This window comes from Caldibacillus debilis DSM 16016 (genome assembly GCF_000383875.1).
GTDB classification, from domain to species: Bacteria; Bacillota; Bacilli; order Bacillales; family Caldibacillaceae; genus Caldibacillus; species Caldibacillus debilis.
Genome location: NZ_KB912880.1, coordinates 81,374 through 107,417, shown reverse-complemented (window position 1 = coordinate 107,417; position 26,044 = coordinate 81,374). Strand labels below are relative to the sequence as shown.

Below are 26,044 nucleotides of genomic sequence, written 5' to 3'. Positions count from 1 at the left end.
ATGACTTGGCAAATCCCTCATTTTTTCAGCTTTCATATTAAACATATTTTATCAAAAACCGGATTTTTTGTCATTTTATTTTTACAATTTTAATATTTTTTGCACAACAGGATGGACGGCCGCGATAAAATACAAGGAGCCGGTCACGATCAGGGCCTCCTCCCCGGTCAAGCCCCCGATCAGCCGCGCCAATTCCCCCTTCCAATCCTTCACGGCCCGCTTATCGGCGGCGCGGGAAAGGGAAAGCAGCCGTTCCGCCCTTTCCCCGCGGGGATGGGAAAATTCGGTAAAGACGAGTTTTCCGCCCAATTGATCGAGGATGGCGATCATTTCCGCCAGCGGTTTGTCTTTTAAAGCGGAAAAGAGGACGGTCGCTTTTTTGTCCGGAAAATGCCGTTGGAATGTTTCTGACAGACTCGCTGTCCCTTCGGGATTGTGGGCCCCGTCCAATATCACCAGGGGGCGCCGGGAGACGATCTGGAATCTCCCTTTCCATTCCGCTTTCTTCAAACCTTCGGCAATATGCTCGTCTTCGATGAAAAAGGAATAGTAGGTCTGCAACAGGTAAGCGGCCATCGCGGCGAGGGAAGCATTTTCCAGCTGATGGCGCCCGAACATGCCGATCTCCAGATCCGGAAAGGTCTTAAAGACCAGCTGCAGCGAAAATCTTTCCCCGTTTTCCGCGGGGCCGAGATCCGTATATTGAAATTGTTTTCCCAGCCGGTAGACCGCAGCGCGCTTCTCTTTGGCCGTTCCGGCAACCGTTTCCAACGCTTCCCCTCGCGCCGCGGTGACCAGGGGCACCCCGTTTTTGATGATCCCCGCCTTTTCCGCGGCGATCTCTTTTAACGTGGAACCCAAAATGTTCATATGATCGTGGCCGACGTTGGTAATGACCGAGACAAGGGGATGGAGGACGTTCGTCGAATCGAGCCGGCCGCCGAGCCCGACTTCAAAAATGGCGACGTCGACGGGATGAACGAAGGCGAAATAATGCAAGGCCATCGCCGTCAAGATCTCAAATTCCGTCGGCGGATTGCCCTCGCGGTCCAACCTTTCGACGGCGGGAAGGACCGCTTCGGCGCAGGCGATCAGATCCTTTCCGCCGATGGGCCTGCCGTTTACGGCGATCCGTTCGCAAGGATGATCCATATGGGGGGAGGTGAAGGTGCCCGCCTCCAGACCCGCTTCTTCAACAATCGCCCGTAAAAAGGCGACGGTTGACCCCTTTCCGTTCGTCCCCCCGACATGGACCGCACGGATATATCTTTCGGGATGGCCCAGCGCGGCCATGAGACGCTCCATCCGTTCCAGCCCGGGTTTTATGCCGAATTTCAAACGGTTGTCCAACCATCCGATGACTTCTTCCGGTGTTTCAAACATGCCGCTTTCCCCCCGTTTTTTCGATCCCGGTTCAAATATCTGTCGACGACCGGGAAAGATCCGATCGGTGAAATCCCGTTTTCCCGCTTCTTGTTCAAAAAGAGGACGAATCTAACGAAGTAGATCCGTCCTGGAAAATCCGTCCATCAAGATTTTAACTCTTTCAGCCGCTGCTCCACAAGAGACCTTTTTTCCAAATATTCCTTCTCCTTCTCCCTTTCGGCGGCGACCACTTGGGCCGGCGCTTTTTTCAGGAAATTTTCATTGGCCAGTTTCTTTTGCACCCGCAAGACTTCCGCATCCCATTTTGCCAGCTCTTTTTCCAGCCGGGCGATCTCCTCTTCGATGTCGATGAGCCCCTCAAGGGGCAGGAAGATTTCCCCGCCGGTGACGACGGCGCTCATCGATTTTTCCGGCGCCGCCAGGTCCTTGGCCATCACGAGGGTCTTCGGATTTAGAAAGCGCCGGAGATATTTTTCGTTTTCCTTTAACGTTTCCAGCGTTTCATCGTCCGTTGCTTTGATCAGGACATCGATTTTCTTGCCCATCGGCGTGTTCATTTCCGCGCGGATGTTTCTTACCGAACGGATGATTTCCATCAGGATTTTCATCTGCTTGACCGCCTTCGGATCATCCCATTCTTTGCGGACCTCGGGCCATTTGCTTAAAGTGATCGTCTCTCCCTGATGGGGCAGATGCTGCCATATTTCCTCGGTAATAAACGGCATGAACGGGTGCAACAAACGCAAGGTTTGATCGAAAACGCAGGCGAGAACGGACCTCGTCGTCCTTTTCGCCCCTTCGTCATCGCCGTAGAGCGGGAGCTTGGCCATCTCGATGTACCAATCGCAAAGATCATCCCAGATAAAGTTGTACAACGTCCGCCCGGCTTCGCCGAATTCGTATTTTTCCGCAAGCTTCGTGACCGTTTCGATCGTCTCGTTCAATCTCGCCAAGATCCATCGGTCGGCGACGGATTTCTCCCCGCCCAAATCGATTTCATCATAGGTCATGCCGTTCAAGTTCATCAAGGCGAAGCGGGACGCGTTCCAAATTTTGTTGGCGAAATTCCAGACCCCTTCCACCTTTTCCGTGCTGAAGCGCAAATCCAGCCCCGGGGAAGAACCGGTTGCCAGGAAATAGCGCAGGGAGTCGGCCCCGTATTTGTCGATGACCTCCATCGGATCGACGCCGTTTCCGAGGGATTTGCTCATTTTTCTTCCCTGGCTGTCGCGGACGAGGCCGTGGATCAATACATCCTTGAACGGTTTCGTACCAGTAAATTCCAGGGCTTGGAAAATCATTCGCGACACCCAGAAGAAAATGATGTCATAGCCCGTCACCAGGACGTCCGTCGGATAATACCGCTTGTAATCGGGGTTTTCCGTGTCCGGCCATCCCATCGTCGAAAAGGGCCATAACGCCGAGCTGAACCAAGTGTCCAAAACATCGGGATCCTGCTCCCAATTTTCGATGTCCTTCGGCGGTTCGGTGTCCACGTAAATCTCGCCGGTCTCTTTATGATACCAGGCGGGAATCCGGTGTCCCCACCAAAGCTGGCGGGAAATGCACCAATCCCGGATATTTTCCAGCCAGTGCAAATAGGTCTTTTCGAAACGTTCGGGCACAAAACGGACTTTTCCTTCGCCCTTTTGCAGTTCGATGGCTGCCCTGGCCAGCGGTTCCATCTTGACGAACCATTGGGTGGACAGATACGGTTCGACGACGGCGCCGCTTCTTTCCGAATGGCCGACGGAATGGACATGCTTTTCGACTTTTTCCAGCAGCCCGAGCTCCCGAAGATCTTCGACGATCCGCTTCCGGCATTCGAAACGGTCCAATCCCTGGTATTTGCCGGCATTTTCATTCATCGTCCCATCCGGATTCATGACCAGGATCCGCGGGAGCCCGTGCCGGTTTCCGACCTCGAAGTCGTTGGGGTCATGGGCGGGGGTAATTTTGACCGCTCCGGTTCCGAATTCCTTGTCTACGTATTCATCGGCGATGATCGGAATCTCCCGGCCAACGAAGGGCAAGACGACCGTTTTGCCGATCAGGTCCTTGTACCTGTCATCCTCCGGATGGACGGCGACGGCGGTATCCCCCAGCATCGTTTCCGGCCTCGTCGTGGCCACTTCGATATGGCCGCTTCCGTCCTTTAACGGATATTTGATGTGGTAGAGGGCGCCTTCCACTTCCTTGTAAATCACTTCAATGTCGGATAAAGCCGTCCTTGTCTCCGGATCCCAGTTAATGATATATTCCCCCCGGTAGATCAGGCCCTTCCGGTATAGGGAGACGAACACTTCGCGGACGGCCCTGGAGAGCCCTTCATCCAAGGTGAAACGCTCCCTCGTGTAATCGAGGGAAAGGCCGAGTTTTTCCCATTGTTTCCGGATGTGGCCGGCATATTCCTCTTTCCAGCGCCACGTTTCTTCGACAAATTTTTCCCGGCCCAGATCGTATCTCGTCTTTCCTTCCTTCCGCAGCTTTTCCTCCACCTTGGCCTGGGTGGCGATGCCCGCATGGTCCATGCCGGGGAGCCACAAAACGTCATACCCCTGCATCCGCTTCATCCGGACGATGATGTCCTGAAGGGTCGCATCCCAGGCGTGGCCGAGATGCAATTTTCCGGTGACGTTCGGCGGAGGAATGACGACCGTAAACGGTTTTTTGTCCGGTTCTCCTTTCGCCTCGAAATATTTTCCGCGGAGCCACCATTCGTAACGGCCCTGTTCCACCGTTTTCGGATCATATTTGGTCGGCATTTTGATCTCGAGCTCTTCCATGCGATCTCCTCCTTTCCAAAATAAAAAATCCCAAACGTCAAAAGGACGAATGGGATTCGCGGTACCACCTTTTTTCACGGATGCAGACGGCTGCATCCGGCACTCCTTCGGTTAACGGCATCCGCCGGCTTTTGCTAATCGACGGCGACGTCTTTCGCAAAAGCTGCTCCCGGGCGACCTTCCAATCCGCTGCATAGGAATCTTCCACCAGCCGATTCCCTCTCTTGAATGCAGTGGGGATTGTACTCCTCCCGTTCAACGCATATGGCTTTGTCATGTTTAAAAGGGTCAGGTTTTATCTTATATTTTATTCGATACCAATCTTTTTCGTCAATCATTATTTCCGATTTCCCGGGAAAAATACCTTTCAATCACTATTTTGCCGGCGGGGACATAAAAATAATAGTAATCCCGTTTCCGTAAAGGAGGTTTTCCGGCTTTGCGCAGAAGATTTAACCCTTACACTTTGCCTCCCCGGCTGCGGACGGCGAGGGAGATCGCCCGTCAATTGATCATTCCCTTTTGCATTTTCCAGGCGATCCGGACGGTTTTTTTGCCCACCACCTTCGATGTCATTTTGCTTCTGCTCTTTCTTCTCATCGCGATCGCCTTTCATTTCGAATTCTTCTGACGGGGCGGCAAGTCTTTCAGGATCACCGGCCGCCTTTCATTCCGGGTCCCCTTGATCTCCGGCATCCGTTCCGCCGGCCGGCAGCCCTTTTTCCAATTCCAAAACGAACCCTTTGATATGGAGCAGCCGCCGGATTTCCTGCATCATCCCTTTGGCGGCATCATATTCCCCCATTTTTTTCTCCGGAAGGGAATAGGCTTTGACAAGCTTCATCAACGGATGCGGACATGCCAGTCCGGCTTGGAGCAGGAATTGCTCCTCCTCCCGCCATGGGAAATATTTCCAATAGTGATTCATCCAATGGAACGCTTCACCGTCCCGAGTCTGCAAAATCTCCCGAAAAAACGGCAGTAGATCAAAAACGGGGGAGGCCCGCCGGCTGTGTTCCAGGTTGATAAAACGGCCGGTTCCCCGTTCGTCAAAGATGAAGTGATCCAAGGACAGACGCCCGTGGATGAGGACGCTGCGCAGGCTTCCGCGGCTCACGGTTTCCGTGAACCATCGCTCCAGCTTTGCGCCGGCAAATTCATAGGCCTGCCAAATCTCGAAAAAATAATCCGTAAAGATCCACTCGAAAGGGGACAAATAGGTTTTTTGTTCGCAAAGATCCATGAATCTCTCCAATTCTTCCTTTTCCCTTTCGATCCGCTCCTTGGCCCGCAAGTAATCATTCTCCGCCCGCCTTTTGTCGAGTGGGATCTCCCGGGCGGTAAAGTAATGCATTTTCCCCAGTTCCCGGAACATCCTGTCCCCGGTCTTCCCCTGTTGTCCGCCGCTTTTTCCCTCCATCCAGGGCAGCAAATAAAAAAATTTCCCCGGAAAACGGACCCCAGGATACCCCCTTCTTGTCAAACAGACAGGGACGACGTGGAAAAAGCCCTTGTCATAAAGGACCGTCAGGGAGCGGAGCATGTTCCTCCCCTTTTGCTCCGTCGTCTCCTTCAGCCCGAAAATTCCCCTTTTCCCGTACACTTTATGCATTTTTCCAAAGGCTTCGATCCGTTCCGCCTCCAACCCGTATTCCCGCAAAACGGTCCGTATCCTTTGCCTGTTCTCCGCATCCATCTCGCTTTCGCCTGCCCATTTCCAGATTAGCCCTTTTTTCAAGTGTAAACTTTCCCGATGGGAGGACCTAAGGCGCCTGACCGGTCTTTCCGGAGCCGCGGTTTCTTGCCAGCTTGCGGCGGCTTTGGAAGCCGTGCCGCAGCGATCAGCCCGATGGCCGCAATCCTTTGCTCCAGCCGTTTGCCAAAAACGGGCGAAAAAAAGGGCTGCCTGAAAGCCTTCCGGTCAAGGCTCTTCGGAGCAGCCTCACGAATTGGTCAAATGTCCCTTCGTTTCGGGAATGTAAAGCACTTGCCCCGGGTAAACCTCATGATCCGATTCGAGGCCATTGGCCCGCAGCAATTGGGACACGTTCGTTTCGTATTTCTCGGCGATGTCCTGCAGCGTATCCTCCTCTTGAACGAAATACACTTTCCATCTCGTCAGTTTCGTCTCCGCATCCTTATGGGCGAAAATATCCGCCAGCGAAATGACGCTCTTTTCCTGGACCGGTTCCTCGTTCGCCTGGTAATGGATCTCCCGGGGCTGCGTGTCCGGTCCGTTTTGTTCCTCCGCTTCCGGCAAACGGTCCGGTCCGCCATCCGGCTGCTCCGGCAAATCGTTTCCTTCTCCCGGCCTTGCCTCCGTCCCTTCCGATGCTTTTCCTTTTACCTCAGGCTCCTCAAAAAAAGCGGCTGTCCTTTCCCCTTTCCCGCGCTCCTCCCCCCATTCCGGAGGTCCGGATGGATGCCCGGCATCTTCCTTTGCACCGTCCGCCGGCGGATTTTCTCCCCTAAGGCCGGAAAGGGCAGGCCGTTCCTTCTCCGCCGGGGAAGATTCCGTTCCCGCCTTCACGGCTGTGGCTTCGGATGCGGCGAAAATCTCTCCCTCTTTCCGTGAAGATGCGGGCTCCCCGCCCGGGGCGGAAATCTCCTCTCCATCGAACGGAACCTCTTTCTTCGTTTCGTCATCCGCCTCTTCGTTGGAAAAAATCTGGATCGAGACAAATTCCTCCTCCGGACCTTTCCCTTCCCCTTCATCCAGGCGGGCGGATTTCCTCGCTTCCACGAAAAAGTTGTAATCATCGTCTTCCTTTTGATCGCCGTTCAGTTCTTTCAACAATCCGAATTCCGCTTCCAAGCCCTCTTCCCCGGGCCTTTCCGTTTCTTCCGCTTCCCCTTCTTCCTCCCGTTCGTCCTCATCGTAGATGCCGGAGATCAAAATTTCCGCCCTCAGCCTTAATTCCCCTTTTCCGGGGATTTCATAGTCGAAGGAATCGATATCCAAATTCAATTCCTCAATATTCCTCACCCGGTACTTCGGAACGGAGATGTCCACGGGGAAATCGTGGCGGAACTCGTTAATCCCCTCCTCCCTCGTTTCGATGACATCCACATACCGCAGCCCGGAAAAGTTGAAGAAATCTTCTTCCCCGTCTTCCTCCTCGCCCGGTGCGACCCTGTATTCCCCGAACATGTTCAGGGATCCCCGGATGGAATAGTAATGGTCCCTTTCCTGGACGAGGATTTCCGGTTCCAAAGATAAGCTGATCAATTCCTCGATCTCTTCTCCTTTGCGGAAGCGTACCACATCTGCCAAAGAAAATCTCAATGCCGACGGCCTTTCCTCAGCCATCCGCAATCCCCCTCCCTTTCAAACATTCGATGATCGTGACGGCCATGATCAATATACTTTATGAAAAAAAGAGGGGAATTATGTTCAAGACAGGAAATACCCGCGGGACAGGAGAAACGCCTCCCATCGGCCCGGCGGATCCCTGAGGGAACGGGACGTTCGAACAAAATTTCCCGGCCCGCGGCTTCTTCCATTCTTTCAGGGACTGGTTAAATCGAACCGCTAATTATAAAATCCGCAACACGACCAAAAAAAGACCGGTCGAAGTATTTCAGGAAGAAAAGAAATACTTACGACCGTTCTTTGGAAAAATTACAAGAACAAGTCCTTATTCTAATATAAACAAGAGTCGTACGTTAGGAAGTTAAGTCCGTAAAATTGTGTAAAAAGGAATCTAAAAAAAATGAGCCATTTTCAAATCCCCTCGGTTGAATGTAGTCGTCGAGAAAACATTCCAAAGAGAGGGGGGGTGAAATGGCTCAAAATCAGATTACCGTAGATTCGCAACTTTTGCATCAACTTTTCTCGGTAACACCCAGGATGCGGGAGTAGCCAAGCTGCCGGAATCCGTACTGAACCAAGTGTTACAAGCCCAGGCAACGGAACAATTGAGGGCAGAGCCCTACGAACGGACGGAAGAACGAAAGGATATCGAAACGGTACGAATCTAGTTGGGGTGAATTTTTTAGCTGGCTGAAAAGCCGCGGGCTCCGAGGCGTCGATCGGATTGTGTCGGATGTCCACGGCGGGTTGGTGCGGACCATCCGTAAACCCTTCCAAGGCGTCACCTGGCAGCGGTGTCAGACCCACTTCCTGCGCAATATTCTGGATGCCACGCCGAAAGCTATGTAAGATGAAATACATAGCCGAGTACGGGCCATTTTCGACGCACCGGATCTGGATGCGGCGCGGCTACGCTTGAATCAGGTTCTGGAGGCATACAAAACGAAAGCGCCGAAAGCCATGGCAATCCTGGAAGCCGGTTTTGAAGATGCGACGGCGGTCCCGCTTTTGCCGGAAAAGTACCGCAGGCGTCTCCGCACAACCAGCCCTTGCGCGCTTGAACGAGGAAATCCGCCGTCGGGAACGGGTGATCGCATCTTTCCCAATCGGGAATCGGCCAAACGGCTGATGGGAGCATAACTCATGGAAATCGACGAGAAATGGGCCGGCGGCAGAAAGTATTTGGATATGGACCGCTATCTGGAGTGGCGTAAATCCCAGGCCGTGAACAAAAACAACAAGATCATAAGTATCGGCTAAAAAGCGTCTGTCGCAGCCTCTCAAAGACGCGAAATGTTCCATCTTCCACTTGAAGCGGGCATTCTAACCGAGGGAAAATTTACACACAACGATGGACTCGATCATCTCAATTTACTATTAATTTGCAGATTGATATTTCTTTAATGCTTGTTTCCACTGTATTCTAACTAAGAATGAAAACAATATAATAAAAAATAAATAGTACACTAATGTAACCACACTATAATCGCCTCTTAATATTTCAGCAGGTAAATTTGTACTAAGTAGAATTGGAAAAACCCATACAAATAGCACATGTAAAATAGGAGGATAAACATTCCTTGGACGACTTGCTATATCTAATAAATATTCAGGAATAGCTGCTATTTGATAGGGCCGTTCGATCCAAAAAGCAAAGTTTATAAAAAATTGATTAACTAAATAATAAAAGTAAACACCCATCAATACAAATAATATGTACATAACTATTCCAAAAATATGTCCAGTTAATACATGAGGAACTGAAAAACAGAGTAATACAATTGCGATAACAATGTTAATCAAACTTGGAATATCCAATTGTTTGATACTATTAATCAATTGCGAATCTATCGGCCTTACTAGATCATAGTCCAAATCTCCCTCTACTATTTTATCTATTAATTTTTCATGAGATAGGGTAAAGAAAAATTGATAAATATATGATATTAATGTATAAGTGGCAGAAAGTGTAAGAAAACTATAAAAGTCCCAACCATTTATTGAGTCTGTATAATGATATAGGACAAAAAGAGTTATAACTTCAATTGCTGTAAATAACACACCGAAAAAACATACGAAAACAGAAGTTAATCTATATATAAAAAATTGGGAAATACTTAAACTCCATACAATTTTTAGGTAATTGAAAAACATTATATTCCCACTCCTTCGTATTTCTTTAATCCCTTTTTCCATAAAATAATATAAATAATTTGGAAAAATATTATCCATAACATAGAAGCTATTAAGAAGTTAAACATTGCGTCAGTAGACAACTCTCCCATAATCGCTTTTGTATTTACATAACCAAAGAGCGAGAAAGGTGTAAATTGTATTATATTCAATATGCTTTCCGGGAGTAAATCCAAAGGAAACATTACTCCCCCAAATAGTGAGAGTAAACCATTATAAATTGGGCGTAATGGCCACATTTCAATTAACCAAAAGCTTAATTCTCCCATAACTGATAAAAAAATAAATAATAAAATGAAATTAGTTAGAACCAATAATATAGAAACAATATTTGGAAACGAAAACTGAAATAAGCCTAACATAAAAAAACAAATAATCATGATGAATACTACACAAATCTGAACTACTTTTTGTCCTAAAAAAACTGAAAAGCTTTCAAAAAAATAAGAGTATGGTCTTATTAATAAAATTGAAAGTTTTCCGCTGCTAATAAGATTGGATAATCTAAAAGCACTGTTAGGAGAAAATATTACACTTAATAAGGATGTTAAGATTAAATAAGTAGTCATTTCTGATATGTTATAATTACCAATATCATTCTCCCCCGAATATAAAGCTCTCCACACAAAAACCGTCGTTATCATTTGAATTATTTGAACAATAAAACTCGAAATGATATTACCTTTATAAGTCAAATTTAGTAAAATCTCGTTTCTAAAAACATATAAGTATTTACTCAACTTGAACTCTCCTTCGTTTCAGTAAAGATATTGAAAATGATGTCCTCAAATGGAGTTTCTTTCATATGAAAACTCTCAATCTGGAAATTATTAGTAAGATAAGATAATAATTCATAATAAGATTCTCCTGCTTGTAACAATATCTCCCAACTATTTTCTTCTGAACCCCTTTTAATCTTATATCCCAGTATTTCATCAGGAAGTTCACTCTTTGTTTTTACTATAATCGTGTTACCCTTATTAAATGTATTTACTAATTGTTTAATATCTCCATCGTATTTAATTTGACCGTTAATTAATATCATTATTCTTTTAGCCAAAGCTTCGATATCACGCATATAATGGCTCGTAATCAATATTGTTGTTTTCTCGGTTTGATTTAAATGCAGCAAAAATTTATGTATTGCTCTCTGACTCTCAATATCTAAACCAATTGTAGGTTCATCAAGAATAAGTAATTTAGGATAATGGATTACTGATGCTATTAGCTCAAACTTCATCCTTTCTCCTAGAGACAATTTCCTTACAGGAACAGCAACCTTATCTTTCAAATTTAACAGGTTTAAAAAATAATTTAATCTCTCTGTAAAATCTTTAGAATCAATCCTATATATTGCCTTTATAAGATGTAGTGTATCTATTGCCGGTAATTCCCATGTAAGCTGACTTTTTTGTCCCATTACAAGACCGATCTGTGATAAATATTTATTGCTCTTTTTATAAGGATTAAATCCAAGTACATCGATATTTCCCGTTGAAGGTTCTATCAATCCGACTAATAATTTTATAAGTGTAGTTTTTCCTGCTCCATTAGGTCCTACTAAAGCCAGAATCTCACCTTTTTCTGCTTCAAAAGTAATATTTTCTAAAGCAGTATGGTTTACATGTTCTCTCTTAAATAAATCCTTTAATGTTCCACGAATCCCAACTTGCTTTTTAAAAGACTTGTAGGAAAAACTTACATTTTTGAAGCTAATCATGATATTCACTCCATTATTTCGACAAACATATTATCATTAACAATCCTCAAAACATTAGATAATAAATCGTTATATTGATGACCAGGTACTAGTGACTTACAAATTATTATAATATTCGGTTTAACTTAATTAGTTTTTAAGAAATTTCAAATTTTGTCAATTTATTATATATTTCATCTTTGGATCTCTTCTTGTTCTAAAATTTACCATCCACCTTCTTAAATTACAATAATAAATGCAACAAATTCCGGTAATCGAAAATATGGTTATGATCGGGCGATGTTTCGTAACTCTTCGTGAAACGCATCGTTTGGTGAACGATATTCCAGGATCTTCCCGGGGAGGGTGATACCCCGGTTCTCTCCGTCGATCAGGCGCGATGAATCGCTATCCGCCATGACTTGCCTTTGGAATCAATTGGCGAAGGAGTCCGTTGTGACGTTCATTGGTTCCTTGTTCACATGAGGTGTAAGGATGCGGGTAATACTCCTTGGATTGCTGAGTTCCCTGAATTCAGCGCCATTGTCCGATGTGATCGCTTTAAACACGGTTGGGAATACGGATCCATATTGTTACTTCAATTCCTGTAAGGCTTGTTTGTTCAAGCCGGTGATAAAATCCCCAATATAGCCGGAATAAAATTCCCCACTTACAATAGAACCATAGTGTAAATGAGAGGGGCTAGGTTTTTGATTACGAGAGGGGAATTTTTCATGATCAAAGAGATGTATGAAAGGGGAATTAGTTTCCGATATCGCGAGGGAATTGGGGATCGGTCGGAAAACCGTCCGAAAATATATTCACTCCCCCAATCCCCCTTCCAAATCCAAGCGAAAACAAAAAAAAGCAAATTGGATCCATTTAAGCCCTATCTTCAAAAACGAATTTTCTGTATTTGTCAATAATAAACACAAGTTTGAATAGTGTCAATCAATCCATTGTAATAAAATTTGTTTTTCGTTAAAATATTTTTAGTGATTAAGGAGGGATAGTGTGTGGAATAAAAATTTCGCATTCTTGGTTTCCGGAAGAATTTTTACGAATATAGGGGATAGTTTATATGCAGTCGCATCGATGTGGTTGATTTATGATTTAACGCAAAATAGTTTCTATACTGGTTTGGGCGGCTTTTTAACGATGGCGCCATTAATCCTCCAATTTTTCATTGGTCCGTTGATTAAGCAAGAAAGATACAAGTCCATACTTATTTACACGCAAATGATTCAAGCGATATTGTTACTAGTAATTCCTCTTGCACACTTTTTGGGAGTACTTTCTGTTTGGCTCGTCCTGATTATTAATCCGATTGCATCTATCATTCAGCAATTTGTCTATCCGACACATGCAGCCATATTGCCGACGATTGTCGAAGAAAAATATTTAACAGAAGCTAATTCAATAATGAATGCAACCTATCAACTACTCGATGTTATTTTATTAGGAATATCAGGAACGATTATTGCACTTATTGGAACTGTGTTTGTTTATATGTTAGGTTCAGTAACATTTTTTATAGCCATGCTTTTGTTTTTTTACATAAAAATACCGAAAACAGATTTAGAAGAGAAGGATTTTGAAAGGGACTTTTCTTTAAAAGATAAGTGGGAAAACTATAAAGCGGATTTGAAAAAAGGATACCAGTTTATAAAAGGTTCATTGATCCCCAAATTTTTGTTAGCTTCAATTTTAGCAAATTTTATCATCGGGGCTGTATCAGCCATATTACCGGAATACGCTGTTAATCGTGGGGGAAGTGATATTTATGGATGGTATTTGGCGGCAATGTCTTTTGGGTTATTGATGGGGTCTACAATTAGTTCGTTTTTTAGTCAATTTCCTTTAGGTAAGGTAACCATTATCGGATTTTTCTGTTCAGGATTAAGCTGGTTTTTGGCAGGGATTACCAATATTCATTCACTTTCTGTTATTTTGTTTGGAGGAAGTTATATAGCAATAGGAATAACAAATGTCTTGTTCCTATCTTCTCTGCAGAAAAATGTACCTAGTGATTTACTAGGAAGGGTTTTCTCTTTTATTGTGGGGGCAACATCGATTGCTGCACCATTAGGATCTTTAACCGGAGGGACAATGGCTCCTTTTATTGGCAGTTGGATTATCTTTATTTTTGGCAGTATTGCCATGGTATTCGTTTCTATATATTGGTTATTAATCCCTACATTAAGAAATTTGCCTATAACGGATGCACTTGAATATAAACATCTTTTTTCTGACTAAGCAGATATGATTTCTGCTTAGTTTTTTATGGAGTTATATAACTATAAATCATCTAAATAACTCATAATAATATATCTAACATTCCACTCTTTTACACCTTTTTCTTCACTATTTCGTGTAGAAATAACTTCTCTAATCTTTTTATTAACCTCTCTCCATTCATCTTTTGTTAATTGTACATTTATAATACTAGCTTCAGATGAAACTTTTCTATAATCTTTTTTATTTAAATCTGTGTAAATTTTCGAAAGTGCTTCATCGATGAAAGCGTAAAGTTGAGAAATTATGTAGTCAGCATTATCATAAGCCTCTTTACCCGTAAATGTAAACTCATCTGGGAATGTGTCTTTATCTACTGATTTATAATATTTTTGAATCAGATTTCCTACTTGCTTTTCACGTACAACTTCCAATAATCCAAGATCCTCTAATTGGTGTACATGATAATAGAGACGGGAAGGTTTTTCATTCAGAATTTCGGCAATTTCTTTTACCGTCTTTTCTTTTTCTTTTACAGCTTGTAAAATTCTTATTCGCTGCAAATTAAATAGGGATTTAGCAATTTCTAATTCTTTATTATTCATGATTTTTATTCACCCTCTCTTTTATTTCTAAAATAAATAAATATTAATAATCATTATATCTAATTCTTTCAGTATGTTTTATCTAAGTTTTTTGGGAAATAATACTATTACTATAAGTATACAATAATCTATTTGTAATCAACTGTGATAAAATCCCCAATAATAGCGGTATAAAAATTCCCCAAAAACAACAGATAATCGTTTCAAAACAACATCGTAGATGAAGTGGAGAAACGCTGCTGAAGATTGGGGAGTTTTTTTATGATTCGAGAGTTGGATCAGAAAGCCCAGACTCAAACAGCGATTGCCAAAGAAACAGGATTTGATCGTAAAACGATCCGTAAGTATCTAAAGGGGGACAAGCTTCCAGAGCGTAAAGGGAGTGAGAAAAAGAAAACGAGCGAGCTGGATTCCTTATAAAAACGATCTGCTTCAAAGAATAAAAGAAGGAACGAACAATTGTGTTGTTCTTTTGGAAGAGATACAGGCCATGGGATACACAGGGAAGATGACGATATGAAGAGATTTTGTTCGTCCCTATCGGGAACAGCCAAAGAAACAAGCCGCCTTACGGCATGAAACACCACCGGGCAAACAAGCTCAAATGGACTGGGCCCATGTGGGGAAGTATTTGGTAGATGGTCAATACCAAGAGGTATATGCCTGCGCATTTAGCGGTTTCCTTTGCGGTGGAAGCCATCACGCAAGGATATACCGCTTTATTCTTAACCGCAGACGATTTAGTGGCCGAATGCCGAAAGGCAAACGAAAAAGCACTCTCCAGCGATCAGTAAATCGTTGGAGTCGTCCAAACGTACCCATTATTGATGAGGTCGGTTACTTTCCTTTTGATGATTTAACGGCCAATGTTTTTTTCACGTTGTATCGAAACGGTATGAACAGGGTTCAATGATTCTTACATCGAATAAATCCCGTCTTGAATGGGGAAGGTATTCGGTGATGATGTACTGGCGACAGCCATTTAGATCGCCTGTTACAACACGCCATTACCTTTAATATCAAAGGCGATTCTTATCGTCTACGAGAAAAGAAAAAAGCAGGAGTTTATCCTGCCCAGTTGCTTAATTCAACGTTCATAATGGGGAAATTCATTTCGTTGAAAATGGGGAATTTTAAATCGTTGTCGACAAATGTCATTTCCGCCGGGCAGGGCAAGTCGGACAGCCCCTGCGCTTCCTGCTCCCACCTGCCCGGCGGGCGAAGGGCGGGCGGCCGCCTCCATGAAAAACGTCAAACGTTCCGGGCGGCTTTCCGCGCGGTTTGCCGCCGCTTGCGATCATTCATTCCGCGTTTTTGGCCGGTGGCAAGAGGCAGACTCTAAAAACTTGCGGCCGCAGGGGGTGAAACAATTCCGAGTTCTTGGCCGAAGCGAAGACATTGCCCCGAAAAAGCCTGCGGCCGCACGCATTGATTCATTCCCCTTGCGTCAGCTTGGCAAAAGCCCTTTCGGCCGCCTGAACCGTCCGTTCGATATCCTCATCCGTATGGGCCTTGGACAGGAACAGGGCCTCAAATTGGGACGGGGGCAAGAGGATTCCTTGCGACGTCATTTCCCGATAGAATTTCGCGAAAAATTCCAAATCGGCGGTTTTCGCCGTTTCATAATTGACGACCTTCTCCCGGGTAAAGAAAAACCCGAACATGGCGCCGGCCCGGTTGAAGGTCAGGGGGACGCCGTATTTTTCCGCGGCTTGGATAAAGCCTTGTTCCAAACGGTCGATTTTCCGCTCAAACTCCTTATAATCCTCCGGCGCCAACCGCTTCAGCGTTTCGTATCCCGCCGTCATGGCCATCGGGTTCCCGGACAAGGTGCCGGCCTGATACACGGGACCGCTCGGGGCGACCTTTTCCATAATCTCCGCCCTTCCGCCGTAGGCACCGACGGGCAGCCCGCCGCCGATGACTTTCCCGAGGCAGGTTAAATCGGGCTCGATGTGAAAATATCCTTGGGCGCAATGATAATCCACCCGGAACCCGGTCATCACTTCGTCGAAAATCAGGAGGGCGCCGTAATGGCTGGTGATTTCCCGCAATCCTTCCAAAAATCCCGGGACCGGGGGCACGGTCCCCATGTTGCCGGCCACCGGCTCCACGATGACGGCGGCGAGATCCTCCCCGAATTTTTCAAAGGCGAGTTTCACCGCATCCAAATCGTTGTAGGGGACGGTAATCGTATGCTTCGCCACCCCTTCGGGGACCCCCGGGCTGTCGGGAAGGCCGAGGGTGGCCACGCCGGAACCGGCCTTGATGAGCAATGCGTCCCCGTGTCCGTGGTAGCAGCCCTCGAACTTCAAAATCTTGTTTCTTCCGGTAAACCCCCTCGCCAGACGAAGGGCGCTCATCGTCGCCTCCGTACCCGACGAAACCATGCGGATGATTTCAATGGACGGGACCCGCTCCTTCACCAGTTCGGCCAGGCGGTTTTCGATCAAGGTCGGCATCCCGAAGCTCGTCCCCGTCTCCGCTGCCCTTTTCAGCGCTTCCACGACGTCCGGGTGGGCATGGCCCAGGATAAGGGGGCCCCAGGACAGGACATAATCGATATATTCATTGCCGTCGATATCGTAAATCTTCGAACCCTTTCCCCTTTCCATAAAAATCGGGTTCATGCCGACGGCCTTAAAGGCGCGGACCGGGCTGTTTACGCCCCCCGGCATCAGCGTCAACGCCTTTTGATAGGCTTCCTTCGATCGGTCAAAGGTACGCAAAAAGATCTCCCACCTTCCATTCAATGTTCCATACCCGTTATTTCGCATCCGGCCGCTTTTTCAGCCCTTTGCCTCCTTTTTCCGGGATCGCCCCGGAACGGAAAAACTCCCGATCCCGTTCGATCCTTGTCCGGTACTTTACGTTCCGGAAACGGTCCGCCGCAACTTTTGCCTTCGTGTATCTTTTGGTCCCGCCATCCCCGGAAGATTTTCGCCATGGCCTTCGCAAACGGTCATTGAACGGACCCCTTTTTGACCGGTTCGCAAAGGATGAAATTTTTCCCTATTCTTTCAGCCACCGGGCCACATCTTTCGCGAAATAGGTAATGATGAGGTCGGCCCCGGCCCGTTTCATCCCGGTGAGCATCTCGAGGACGACGCTTTTTTCATCGAGCCAGCCATTTTGCGCCGCGGCCTTCACCATCGCGTATTCCCCGCTGACATTGTAGGCGACGACGGGAACGGGGAAATGCTGCCGGATATCGGCGATGATGTCCAAATAGGGCATGCCGGGTTTGACGATCAGCAGATCGGCCCCCTCCTCGATGTCCGATTGGGCTTCCCGCAAGGCCTCCCTGCGGTTGGCCGGATCCATCTGATAGGTTTTCCTGTCCCCGAATTTCGGCGCGCTTTCCGCCGCGTCCCGGAACGGTCCGTAAAATGCGGAGGCGTATTTGACCGCATAGGACATGATCGGCACATAGGCGTAGCCGGCATCGTCCAGCCCTTTCCGAATGGCGGCGGTAAAACCGTCCATCATGTTGGAAGGGGCGATGATGTCGGCGCCCGCCTCCGCCTGGCTGACGGCGGTTTTCACCAGAAGCTCCAACGAAGCGTCGTTCAGGACATCGCCGTTTTCCACCACTCCGCAATGGCCGTGATCCGTATATTCGCACAGGCAGGTGTCGGCGATGACGAGAAGGTCCGGGTATTCCGCCTTGATCGCCCGGATCGCTTCCTGGACGATGCCGTGGGGATGGTAGGCCGCCGAACCGACGGGATCCTTGTGCCGGGGAACCCCGAAGAGCAGGACGGCTTTAATGCCCAGGGCGGCCGCTTCCCCGATCTCATCCAACAGATTGTCCGGAGAAAGCTGTTCGATTCCCGGCATCGATGGAACCGGATTGCGCACCTTGTTTCCTTCCACGACAAACAGAGGGTAAATGAGATCGTCGACAGACAGATGATTTTCCCTCACCAAATCCCGTAAAAAGGCGCTCTTCCTTAACCGGCGGTGGCGGCGAAAATTTAACGTTTCCATTTGCTTTCCTCCTCGCGATGGGAAATCGTTTCAATCAGTTCCTTTACCAGATCGTCCGTCGAATGGACGGAGGGACAAACCTTAACGTCAAACCCGTATTCTTCCGCCTTTTTTTTCGTGACCGGGCCGATCGCCGCGACGACAGCGTCCTTGACCCGTTTCTCCAGGCCCGCCCTCCTGACCGCGGACATGAAATGTTCGACGGTGGAGGGGGACGTGAACAAAAGAATGTCCAATTTTTCGCTTTTTACCTTTTCCACCAGCATTTTCCCGCTTTCTTCCGGGAAAAAGGTCTCGTAAACGACGATTTCGTCCGCCCGGAACCCTCGACGGGAAAGCGCCCGGAAGATGACGTCCCCCGCCAGATTTCCTTTGCAGATGAGTACCCGTTCATTTTTCTTCACGGCTTCCGGCAATTCCTTCGCCATCTGTTCCCCTGTGAATGCCGACGGGACAAAGATCCTTTCCCAGCCGTGCTTTTCCGCCGCTTCCTTCGTTTTTTTCCCGACGACGGCCGCCTTCTTCCCTTCCGGGAAGGGGATGCCGTATTTTTTTAAGAGGCGGAAGAAATAATCCACCCCGTTTTTGCTGGTAAAAACAAACCAATCGTAGCCGTTCGCCCCTTTCAGGCGCGCAAGCTCCGCTTCCGAGGGCTCCGCTTCCTTGAAATCGATCAGGGGAATGGAAAGGGGCTCCCCGCCCAAGCGCCGGATCTTCTCCGCCAAATCCTTTCCCTGTCCGCCTTGCCGCGGAATGAGGCAAGTTTTCCCCAGCAATGGCCGTTCATTCATGTTCATCGATCCCTTGCGCCAATGCTTCAATCAATGGTTTCGCCCCCTGATTGAAGAGGCGTTCCGCCGCTTCCCTGCCGACGGATGCCGGATCCTTTCCGGCCACCCTCTCTTTGAAAACCTGCCGGCCGTCAGGGGAGGCGACGAAGGCGGTGAAGAGGATGCCGCCGTCTTCCGACGTTTTGGCATGCCCCCCGACGGGAACTTGGCAGCTTCCCCCGACCTGTTTCAAAAATTCCCGTTCCGCGATGACCGCCCTTTCCGTCCTTCGGCAGGTCAGTTTCGCAAGCCATTCGAGCAGGCCGTTGTCATCCTCCCGGCATTCCACGGCCAGGGCGCCTTGCCCGACGGCGGGGACCATGTCATCCTCGTTGAAATATTCCGTGATGTCCTCCCGGGGAAAACCGAGCCGGGAGAGGCCGGCGGCGGCCAGAATGATCCCGTCGTAATTTTCCGTTTTCAGCTTCTTCAGCCTCGTATCGATGTTTCCCCGGATCCATCGGATGTCCAAATCCGGGCGAAGGGCGAGCAATTGGGCTTTGCGGCGCAAACTGCTCGTCCCGATCACCGCCCCTTCCGGAAGTTCCCGGAAAGAAATTCCCCCTTTGGCGAGGAACACATCCCTCGGATCCTCCCTTTCCGGCACCGAACCGATCGTTAAACCCGCCGGCAGCACCGCCGGCATATCCTTCATGCTATGTACGGCCATATCGATCTCTTCCCGGAGAAGGGCCTGCTCGATTTCTTTTACAAAAAGCCCTTTTCCGCCAACTTTCGACAGGGTCACGTTTAGAATTTGGTCCCCTTTTGTGACGATCTCCCGAATCTCGAATTCCCATGGGCAGCCGAGCCGCTTTAACCGGCCGATCACCCAACGGGTTTGCGCCAATGCCAGCTTGCTTCTTCGTGATCCGACGATAATTTTTCGCATAGAATCCTCCCGTCCGGGCCTCAGGCCGCCGTAGGCGGCAAAGCCCAAAACCGACTTTTCTCCATAGCCGGATCCGGCGCCGCTAATGACGGATCCCGATCATCAACCGTTCGCCGGACATCCCGATGCCCCGGCGACCGCCGGCGCGATGACGGATCCCGATCGCCCTTGCCGGAACCCGGCCATATACAGTATATCACGTTTTCGCCAAATTCCATTTCCCGGAAAATGGCGGCCGGAAGAAAGCAGGCCTTCCGGTTTACGGGAAAAAGGGGAAAACGGCCCGATAGGCCATTTTCCCCGAATCCCCCATGACGAAGCCCTTTTGCCGGCAGCATGGAAAAACGGCCCGCAAACGGCGGTTTTCCCGGATGTTTTGCGCCGGAGCCGTCACCCCTGAACCGCCTGCTTCTGTTTGGTCCGGCCTGCCTCCATCTCCGTTTGCTCCCCGTCGTCTTCCCCTGGGGTCATGTCTTCCAAATTGAAAATCTTTCTGAAATAATATAAGGCCTGATCCGCGTCCGGACGCCCCGCCAATTCCTTGATTTGCTGGATCGGGTCGCGCAGCATCTGATTGATGATGCTTTTCGTATGTTTGCTGATCACTTTCCGCTCCCGTTCCGTCAAATCGGGGATCTTCCGTACGATGCTTTCCATCGTCTGCTCCTGGATCTTCAACGCCTTCTCCCGGAGGGCGGCAATGAGCGGGACGACCCCCAGCGTTTGGATCCATTGGTAAAATTGTTCCGTCCCTTCGTCAATCCAGCCGGAAATGATTCCGGCGGCCTTTTTCCGTTCCTCCAGATTCTGGTTTACCACGTCTTCCAAGTCGTCGATATCGTATAAATGTACGGACGGCAATCCGCCGATTTCCGGGTCGATGTCCCGGGGGACAGCGATATCCACCATGAACAGGGGGCCTTCCTTTTCCTTGACGATCGGTTCGATCATCGGTTTGGTCAGTATATATTCTTCGGAACCGGTGGAGCTGATGACGATATCCGCATCCGTCAGGCAGTCCGCCAATTCCTCCGCGGGACGGGCCTTACCGGAAAATTTTTCCGCCAATTCCTTCGCCTTTTCATAAGTCCGGTTGACAATGGTAATATGTTTGGCACCGTTGCTATAGAGATTTTCCACAGTCAATTCGCCCATTTTCCCGGCGCCGATGACCAGAACCTTTTTTTCCTGCAGACCGCCCAAAACCTTCTTCCCGAGCTCCACGGCCGCGTAGCTGACGGAAACCGCGTGTTTGCCGATCTCCGTCCGGGTATGGGCCTTTTTGGCGAGGGTGATGGCGTCTTTGAACAGGCGGTTAAAAATGATCCCGGTCGCTCCGGCCTTTTGGGCGATGAAAAAGCTGGTGCGGACTTGTCCCAAAATTTGCGTTTCCCCGAGGACCATCGAATCCAAGCCGCACGTGACTTTCATCAGGTGGCGGACGGCCTCTTCATTTTCATGGAAACGGATATAAGGGGCGATTGATTCCAAATCCTGCCCGAAAAACTCCGCCAAAAATTCTTTGATATAATATCTGGCCGTATGAATCTGATCGACAACGGCATATACTTCCGTCCGGTTGCAGGTGGAAAGGATGACGTTTTCCAAAATGCTTTTCTTTTCTTTCAATGCCGCCATTCCTTCCGCCAGCATCTTCTCGTCCGTGAAGGACAGGCGTTCCCGGACCTCGACGGGCGCCGTTTTATAGTGAACGGTCGCGGCCAAAATCTGCATTTTCAATCACCCCGTAGTTCGTCCTGTTCCGTTGTTCAACCTCAATCAATAGTAAGTATAACATTAAAATCATTATTATTTTTACAAGTTTATGAACAGATTATGAAAATTTTTCAAAATCGAACCCGAATGATCCGTCCGCCGTCCCCGGCCGGGAAAAGGGCGGAAGCGAGAAAAGCGGGTTGCCGGAAAAAACAGAAGGACTATAATAAAAATATCTTTTTCTGTTAAAGTCGGATCCGGCGACCGCCGGTTTCCGGACCGTCCCGGCAATAGAAATAGCTTTTCTCTAAATCGGCACTTGTCCCCGGGCTGCCGGTCCGGAGAGATCCGGATCCGCGAAAAGGCTTTCATAAAGCCGCCGCGGCGGCCGCGCACGGGAAAGCCTATGGCCGCCCATTGACAAATGGAGGACAGATCCTTTATTTTTCCAAAAGAAAGAAGCAACCCCATTTTAACGGAAAGGTTTGTCGCAAATGAAAGGAAATTGGTTTCCGGGCGCCGTGCTCATCGGTTTCGGACTTTATGCCTTCTTTCAGCATTCATCCTACCACCCGCCCTTTCCCGTTTTTACTTGGCCCACGATTTTATTGATCATCGGCGCCGCCTTTTTGATCCACGCCTATTCGGGAAAAGATTACGAGATGATCCTGCCCGGGGTGATCCTCGCCGGGATCGGCGCCCATTTCCACGCCGCCCGCTATTTTTCCCTGGAGGCGAATGATACCGGCATCTATTTCCTGATCATCGCCTTCGGATTTTTCCTGCTCCATTTGAAAACGAAAAAGGGCTTGCTTTACGGCTGGCTGTTCTTTACGATCGCCGTCTTTCAGCTTTTCTACGGAAAAATTTTGGATCTCTTCGGCAGGATCGAAAATCAAATCGTCCAGCTTTCCTCTTTTTTGCCCTTGGCTTTGATCGCCATCGGGCTCTATTTCCTTCTCTTCAAGAGAAAATGAACAGGTGGAAAAAGGAAAGCCGGGAGCGGGACGTCCGCTCGCCGGCCTGCCCAATCTTCTCCAAAGGTCCGCGCCGGACCTTTCACCGATGAATGCTTATGAAGCCGGAATACGGGGCTCCCGCTTCCCGGATCCGGTTTTTTTATGAAATAAAAACCGGCTTCGGGGTTTTCCGGTCAAAGCGATCGGTTTTGTCAGGCGCATGGCCGGACCGGACGGCGAAGGAGCCCTTCCCTTTGCGGCCGGCTTCGGACCCCTTCCCGTCCGGCAAAAAAGAAAAACGGCTGTTTAACACGGGAAACCCGGGCGCTTCAGAAGCGGCGGGAAGGGAGAGGAGCAACCCTTTTGCGCCGGAAAGGATCCCCGGGAAAACCGGGTCGGGGATGTCTTCCGCCCCGCCTGGATGCGCCTGCGCCGGAGGGCCGGGCGGACCGCTTCCGGAAACGTATCGTGCCGCCTCAATCCAGCAAGTTCTCGATCGCTTTCCACGCCTCGTCCTTTCCGATCCCCGTTTCGGCGGAAAAGGGGATGACCATGTCCTCCGGGTCCGCCTGCAGCTTTTCCCGGATGATCTTGACGTGCTTGGCATGTTTTCCTTTGGAAATTTTATCCGCCTTCGTGGCGATGACGACGACGGGGATGCGGCAATGTTTTAAAAATTGATACATCAGGCAGTCATCCCCGGTGGGTTCGTGGCGAATATCGAGCAGAAGGACGACGCCCTTCAGCTGTTTTCTCCCCAGCAGGTAGTTTTCGATCATCTTCCCCCAGGACCGCCGCTCCTTTTTGGAAACGGCGGCGTAGCCGTAGCCGGGGACGTCGACGAAATAAAACCGGTTGTTGATCAAATAATAATTCAAGGTTTGCGTCCTGCCCGGTTTGGATGAGGTTTTCGCCAATTTTTTCCTGTTGGTCATCCGATTGATAAAGGACGATTTCCCGACGTTGGAGCGTCCGGCCATGGCGATTTCGGGCAGGGAACCTTCGGGATACTGTTTTTCCGATACCGCGCTGATAATAAATTGGGCATCTTTTACGATCATCGTTTTCACCAACCGCTTCTCCATCTTCGCCCTTCGGGGCGGAAGCTAATTTTCCAGCAGGGAATGCCTTAGCACTTCATCCACATGGGAAACGAGGATGAAGTTCAAATCGTTGCGGACGCTTTCGGGGATGTCGTCCAAATCCTTTTCGTTATCCTTCGGCAGGATGACGGTGGAAAGCCCCGCCCGGTGGGCGCTCAGCGTTTTCTCCTTCAGTCCGCCGATCGGCAGCACCCTTCCCCTTAACGTGATCTCCCCGGTCATGCCGACTTCTTTCCGCACTTTCTTTCCGGTCAATGCGGAGACGAGGGCGGTGGCGATGGTGATGCCGGCGGAAGGGCCGTCTTTCGGCACGGCGCCCTCCGGCACGTGGATGTGGATATCATATTTTTCATAAAAATCCTTATCCACACCGAGCTTTTCCGCCGAGGAACGGATGTAGCTCAAAGCGGCCTGGGCGGACTCCTTCATGACGTCCCCGAGCTTTCCCGTCAGCACCAATTTGCCTTTTCCGGGCGCCAAAGAGACTTCGATTTGCAGCGTGTCGCCGCCGAACACCGTAAAGGCGAGGCCGGTCGCCACCCCGACCTGATCTTCCTGTTCGGCGCGGCCGTAACGGTAGAGGGGTTTGCCCAAAAACTCGGCAACCCGGTTCTTCGTGACAACGACCCGCTTTTTCTCGCCGGCGATGATGATCTTGGCCGTCTTCCGGCAGATGGAGGCGATCTGCCGCTCCAATCCCCGGACGCCCGCCTCCCTCGTATAATAGCGGATGATCTGCTGGATCCCGTCTTCGCGGATTTGCAGCTGCCCTTTGGTCAGGCCGTGTTCCTTCAATTGCTTTTTCAGCAGATAATCCTTGGCGATATGTAATTTTTCGATCTCCGTATAGCCGGGAATGGCAATGACTTCCATCCGGTCGAGCAGCGGTTCGGGAATGGCGGCCGCATTGTTTGCCGTCGCGATAAACATCACCTTCGACAAATCATAGGGCTCTTCGATATAGTGGTCGCTGAAATTCTTGTTTTGTTCCGGGTCCAGGACTTCCAAAAGGGAGGCGGCCGGATCCCCGCGGAAATCGCTGGCCATTTTGTCGATTTCATCGAGCAGGAAGACCGGGTTGACCGTTCCCGCCTTCCGCATCCCTTGGATGATCCGGCCCGGCATCGCGCCGACATAGGTCCTCCTGTGTCCGCGGATCTCCGATTCATCGCGGACGCCCCCGAGGGAAATGCGGACAAAATTGCGGTTCAAGGCCCGGGCGATCGAGCGGGCGAGGCTGGTTTTCCCGACCCCGGGAGGACCGACGAGGCAAAGGATGGGGCCTTTTAACGACCGGGTCAGTTTCTGCACGGCCAAATATTCGAGAACCCTTTCCTTGACCTTGTCCAATCCGTAATGGTCCTCGTTCAAAATCCGTTCCGCCTTTTTCAGATCGAGGTCGTCCTTCGTCATCTTTTTCCACGGTAGGGAAATGAGCCAATCGATGTAGGTGCGGATGACGGAGCTTTCCGCGGAAGTGCTCGGCATCTTTTCATAGCGGTCCAGTTCCCGCAAGGCCGTATTCAACACATGTTCGGGCATGTCGGCCTTCATGATCTTTTCCCGCAGCTCTTCGACTTCCCCGAACTTTCCTTCCTTTTCGCCCAGCTCCTTTTGAATGGCCTTCATCTGCTCGCGCAAATAATACTCCTTCTGGGTCCGCTCCATCGCCTTTTTCACGCGCTGGCCGATTTTCCGCTCCAGCTGGATGACTTCCTTCTCGTTGTGCAAAATATTGACCAGCCGCTGCAGCCGCTCTTTCACGTCGAAGGTTTCCAGCAGCTCCTGTTTTTCCTTCAATTTCAAAGGCATGTGGGAGGCGATGAGATCGGCCATCCTCCCGGGTTCGTCGATGTCCTGGATCGAGGTGAAGGTCTCGAAGGAAATCTTTTTCGAAAGGCGTATGTATTGTTCGAAATAATCGAGCACCGTGCGCACTAACGCTTCTTCTTCCAGATCGTGCCCGCCTTCGTTCTCATAGGTGGTAATTTCCACTTCAAAATATCTATCCGTTTTTAAAAACCGTTCGATTTTTCCTCTCTTCAATCCTTCCACGAGCACCCGGATGGTGCCGTTCGGAAGTTTCAGCATCTGCTTCACTTTGGACAACGTCCCGACCGGGTACATGTCGTCTTTCGTCGGGTCGTCGATGGAGACTTCCTTTTGCGTCGTCAGAAAGATGAAATGCTCGCCGATCATCGCCCTTTCCAGCGCTTGAATCGATTTTTCCCTGCCGACATCCAGGTGCAGGACAGTCGCCGGAAAAACGAGGATGCCTCTCAACGGAAGAAGGGGTACTATGGTCTTTTGTTGCGAACTCATTTGAAAACCTCCATT

General features: G+C 49.1%; 20 protein-coding genes, 4 pseudogenes and 1 other annotated feature. Of the genes and pseudogenes, 9 read left to right on the top strand and 15 right to left on the bottom strand.

The features are described from left to right. Positions 1 to 81: 81 nt before the first annotated feature. Together A3EQ_RS0103595 and A3EQ_RS0103590 are read right to left on the bottom strand one after the other, a co-directional pair. Positions 82 to 1,383 carry a bifunctional folylpolyglutamate synthase/dihydrofolate synthase gene (locus A3EQ_RS0103595; RefSeq protein ID WP_020153819.1) on the bottom strand — a complete coding sequence of 434 codons (1,302 nt, stop codon included), beginning with the start codon at positions 1,381 to 1,383 and terminating at the stop codon, positions 82 to 84. A gap of 146 nt (positions 1,384 to 1,529) precedes the next feature. Further along, complete coding sequence (locus A3EQ_RS0103590) at positions 1,530 to 4,172, bottom strand: valine--tRNA ligase (protein ID WP_020153818.1); 2,643 nt, start codon at positions 4,170 to 4,172, stop codon at positions 1,530 to 1,532. A gap of 38 nt (positions 4,173 to 4,210) precedes the next feature. After that, positions 4,211 to 4,440, bottom strand: a binding site (T-box leader). A gap of 171 nt (positions 4,441 to 4,611) precedes the next feature. Here A3EQ_RS0103590 and A3EQ_RS0103580 point away from each other — a divergent pair. Continuing rightward, positions 4,612 to 4,803, top strand: a complete 192-nt coding sequence (locus A3EQ_RS0103580; protein WP_020153816.1) for a hypothetical protein — start codon at positions 4,612 to 4,614, stop codon at positions 4,801 to 4,803. A gap of 36 nt (positions 4,804 to 4,839) precedes the next feature. Here the strand turns inward: A3EQ_RS0103580 and A3EQ_RS0103575 are convergent, their stop codons facing one another. Together A3EQ_RS0103575 and A3EQ_RS0103570 are read right to left on the bottom strand one after the other, a co-directional pair. Then, entirely contained in the window at positions 4,840 to 5,910 is a 1,071-nt protein-coding gene (locus tag A3EQ_RS0103575; RefSeq protein ID WP_020153815.1) for a phosphotransferase, read from the bottom strand. A 204-nt stretch (positions 5,911 to 6,114) separates the two neighbouring features. Beyond that, positions 6,115 to 7,482 (bottom strand): LysM peptidoglycan-binding domain-containing protein, encoded by a 1,368-nt coding sequence (locus A3EQ_RS0103570; RefSeq protein ID WP_081626174.1) that lies wholly within the window; start codon positions 7,480 to 7,482, stop codon positions 6,115 to 6,117. Between the two features lie 648 nt (positions 7,483 to 8,130). On the opposite strand from A3EQ_RS0103570, the pseudogene A3EQ_RS23200 reads away from it, so the two are divergent. Further along, positions 8,131 to 8,625: pseudogene (locus A3EQ_RS23200) on the top strand (transposase). A gap of 237 nt (positions 8,626 to 8,862) precedes the next feature. Here A3EQ_RS23200 and A3EQ_RS0103550 read toward each other — a convergent pair. The 3 genes from A3EQ_RS0103550 to A3EQ_RS20535 are packed head-to-tail and all read right to left on the bottom strand — an operon-like array spanning position 8,863 to position 11,398. Then, a complete protein-coding gene (locus tag A3EQ_RS0103550; protein WP_020153812.1) occupies positions 8,863 to 9,639 on the bottom strand; it encodes an ABC transporter permease in 777 nt (258 codons plus the stop codon). Next, positions 9,639 to 10,418, bottom strand: a complete 780-nt coding sequence (locus A3EQ_RS0103545) for an ABC transporter permease (protein ID WP_020153811.1) — start codon at positions 10,416 to 10,418, stop codon at positions 9,639 to 9,641. The genes A3EQ_RS0103550 and A3EQ_RS0103545 overlap by 1 nt, the downstream gene beginning before the upstream one ends. Then, positions 10,415 to 11,398, bottom strand: coding sequence for an ABC transporter ATP-binding protein (locus A3EQ_RS20535; RefSeq protein ID WP_020153810.1), 984 nt, complete (start codon positions 11,396 to 11,398; stop codon positions 10,415 to 10,417). Before A3EQ_RS20535 ends, A3EQ_RS0103545 begins: the two co-directional genes overlap by 4 nt. Positions 11,399 to 12,087: 689 nt before the next feature. Here A3EQ_RS20535 and A3EQ_RS0103535 point away from each other — a divergent pair. Next, positions 12,088 to 12,285, top strand: a pseudogene (locus A3EQ_RS0103535) (helix-turn-helix domain-containing protein); the annotation flags it as partial. Between the two features lie 106 nt (positions 12,286 to 12,391). Continuing rightward, entirely contained in the window at positions 12,392 to 13,633 is a 1,242-nt protein-coding gene (locus A3EQ_RS0103530; protein ID WP_020153808.1) for an MFS transporter, read from the top strand. Positions 13,634 to 13,674: 41 nt separating this feature from the next. On the opposite strand, the gene A3EQ_RS0103525 is transcribed toward A3EQ_RS0103530, so the two are convergent. Continuing rightward, positions 13,675 to 14,217 (bottom strand): winged helix-turn-helix domain-containing protein, encoded by a 543-nt coding sequence (locus A3EQ_RS0103525; RefSeq protein ID WP_020153807.1) that lies wholly within the window; start codon positions 14,215 to 14,217, stop codon positions 13,675 to 13,677. A gap of 261 nt (positions 14,218 to 14,478) precedes the next feature. Here A3EQ_RS0103525 and A3EQ_RS22020 point away from each other — a divergent pair. The 4 genes and pseudogenes from A3EQ_RS22020 to A3EQ_RS23165 form a co-directional block, all read left to right on the top strand. Further along, positions 14,479 to 14,878, top strand: a pseudogene (locus tag A3EQ_RS22020) (IS21 family transposase); the annotation flags it as partial. Further along, a complete protein-coding gene (locus A3EQ_RS23080) occupies positions 14,856 to 15,011 on the top strand; it encodes an ATP-binding protein (protein ID WP_020153805.1) in 156 nt (51 codons plus the stop codon). The pseudogene A3EQ_RS22020 and the gene A3EQ_RS23080, both read left to right, overlap by 23 nt. Positions 15,012 to 15,120: 109 nt before the next feature. Continuing rightward, positions 15,121 to 15,234 (top strand): annotated as a pseudogene (locus tag A3EQ_RS23195) (hypothetical protein); the annotation flags it as partial. After that, positions 15,209 to 15,559 carry a hypothetical protein gene (locus A3EQ_RS23165; protein ID WP_322786154.1) on the top strand — a complete coding sequence of 117 codons (351 nt, stop codon included), beginning with the start codon at positions 15,209 to 15,211 and terminating at the stop codon, positions 15,557 to 15,559. The pseudogene A3EQ_RS23195 and the gene A3EQ_RS23165, both read left to right, overlap by 26 nt. Before the next feature lie 91 nt (positions 15,560 to 15,650). Here the strand turns inward: A3EQ_RS23165 and hemL are convergent, their stop codons facing one another. From hemL to hemA, 5 genes are all read right to left on the bottom strand, one after another. Beyond that, positions 15,651 to 16,946, bottom strand: a complete 1,296-nt coding sequence (gene hemL / locus A3EQ_RS0103505) for a glutamate-1-semialdehyde 2,1-aminomutase (RefSeq protein WP_026499716.1) — start codon at positions 16,944 to 16,946, stop codon at positions 15,651 to 15,653. A gap of 283 nt (positions 16,947 to 17,229) precedes the next feature. Next, on the bottom strand, positions 17,230 to 18,207 hold the full coding sequence (gene hemB, locus A3EQ_RS0103495; RefSeq protein WP_020153801.1) for a porphobilinogen synthase: 978 nt from the start codon (positions 18,205 to 18,207) through the stop codon (positions 17,230 to 17,232). Beyond that, the gene (locus tag A3EQ_RS0103490) at positions 18,195 to 18,998 is read right to left on the bottom strand and encodes a uroporphyrinogen-III synthase (protein ID WP_020153800.1); all 804 of its coding nucleotides are present in this window, start codon (positions 18,996 to 18,998) and stop codon (positions 18,195 to 18,197) included. The genes hemB and A3EQ_RS0103490 overlap by 13 nt, the downstream gene beginning before the upstream one ends. Further along, entirely contained in the window at positions 18,991 to 19,929 is a 939-nt protein-coding gene (gene hemC / locus A3EQ_RS0103485) for a hydroxymethylbilane synthase (protein WP_026499714.1), read from the bottom strand. The genes A3EQ_RS0103490 and hemC overlap by 8 nt, the downstream gene beginning before the upstream one ends. A 390-nt stretch (positions 19,930 to 20,319) precedes the next feature. Continuing rightward, positions 20,320 to 21,663, bottom strand: a complete 1,344-nt coding sequence (gene hemA, locus A3EQ_RS0103475; RefSeq protein WP_020153797.1) for a glutamyl-tRNA reductase — start codon at positions 21,661 to 21,663, stop codon at positions 20,320 to 20,322. A 476-nt stretch (positions 21,664 to 22,139) separates the two neighbouring features. On the opposite strand from hemA, the gene A3EQ_RS0103465 reads away from it, so the two are divergent. After that, on the top strand, positions 22,140 to 22,622 hold the full coding sequence (locus A3EQ_RS0103465) for a LiaI-LiaF-like domain-containing protein (RefSeq protein ID WP_020153795.1): 483 nt from the start codon (positions 22,140 to 22,142) through the stop codon (positions 22,620 to 22,622). A 458-nt stretch (positions 22,623 to 23,080) separates the two neighbouring features. On the opposite strand, the gene yihA is transcribed toward A3EQ_RS0103465, so the two are convergent. Together yihA and lon are read right to left on the bottom strand one after the other, a co-directional pair. Then, the gene (gene yihA / locus A3EQ_RS0103450; RefSeq protein ID WP_026499713.1) at positions 23,081 to 23,665 is read right to left on the bottom strand and encodes a ribosome biogenesis GTP-binding protein YihA/YsxC; all 585 of its coding nucleotides are present in this window, start codon (positions 23,663 to 23,665) and stop codon (positions 23,081 to 23,083) included. Positions 23,666 to 23,710: 45 nt separating this feature from the next. Then, on the bottom strand, positions 23,711 to 26,029 hold the full coding sequence (gene lon / locus A3EQ_RS0103445) for an endopeptidase La (protein ID WP_020153791.1): 2,319 nt from the start codon (positions 26,027 to 26,029) through the stop codon (positions 23,711 to 23,713). Between the last annotated feature and the right edge of the window lie 15 nt (positions 26,030 to 26,044).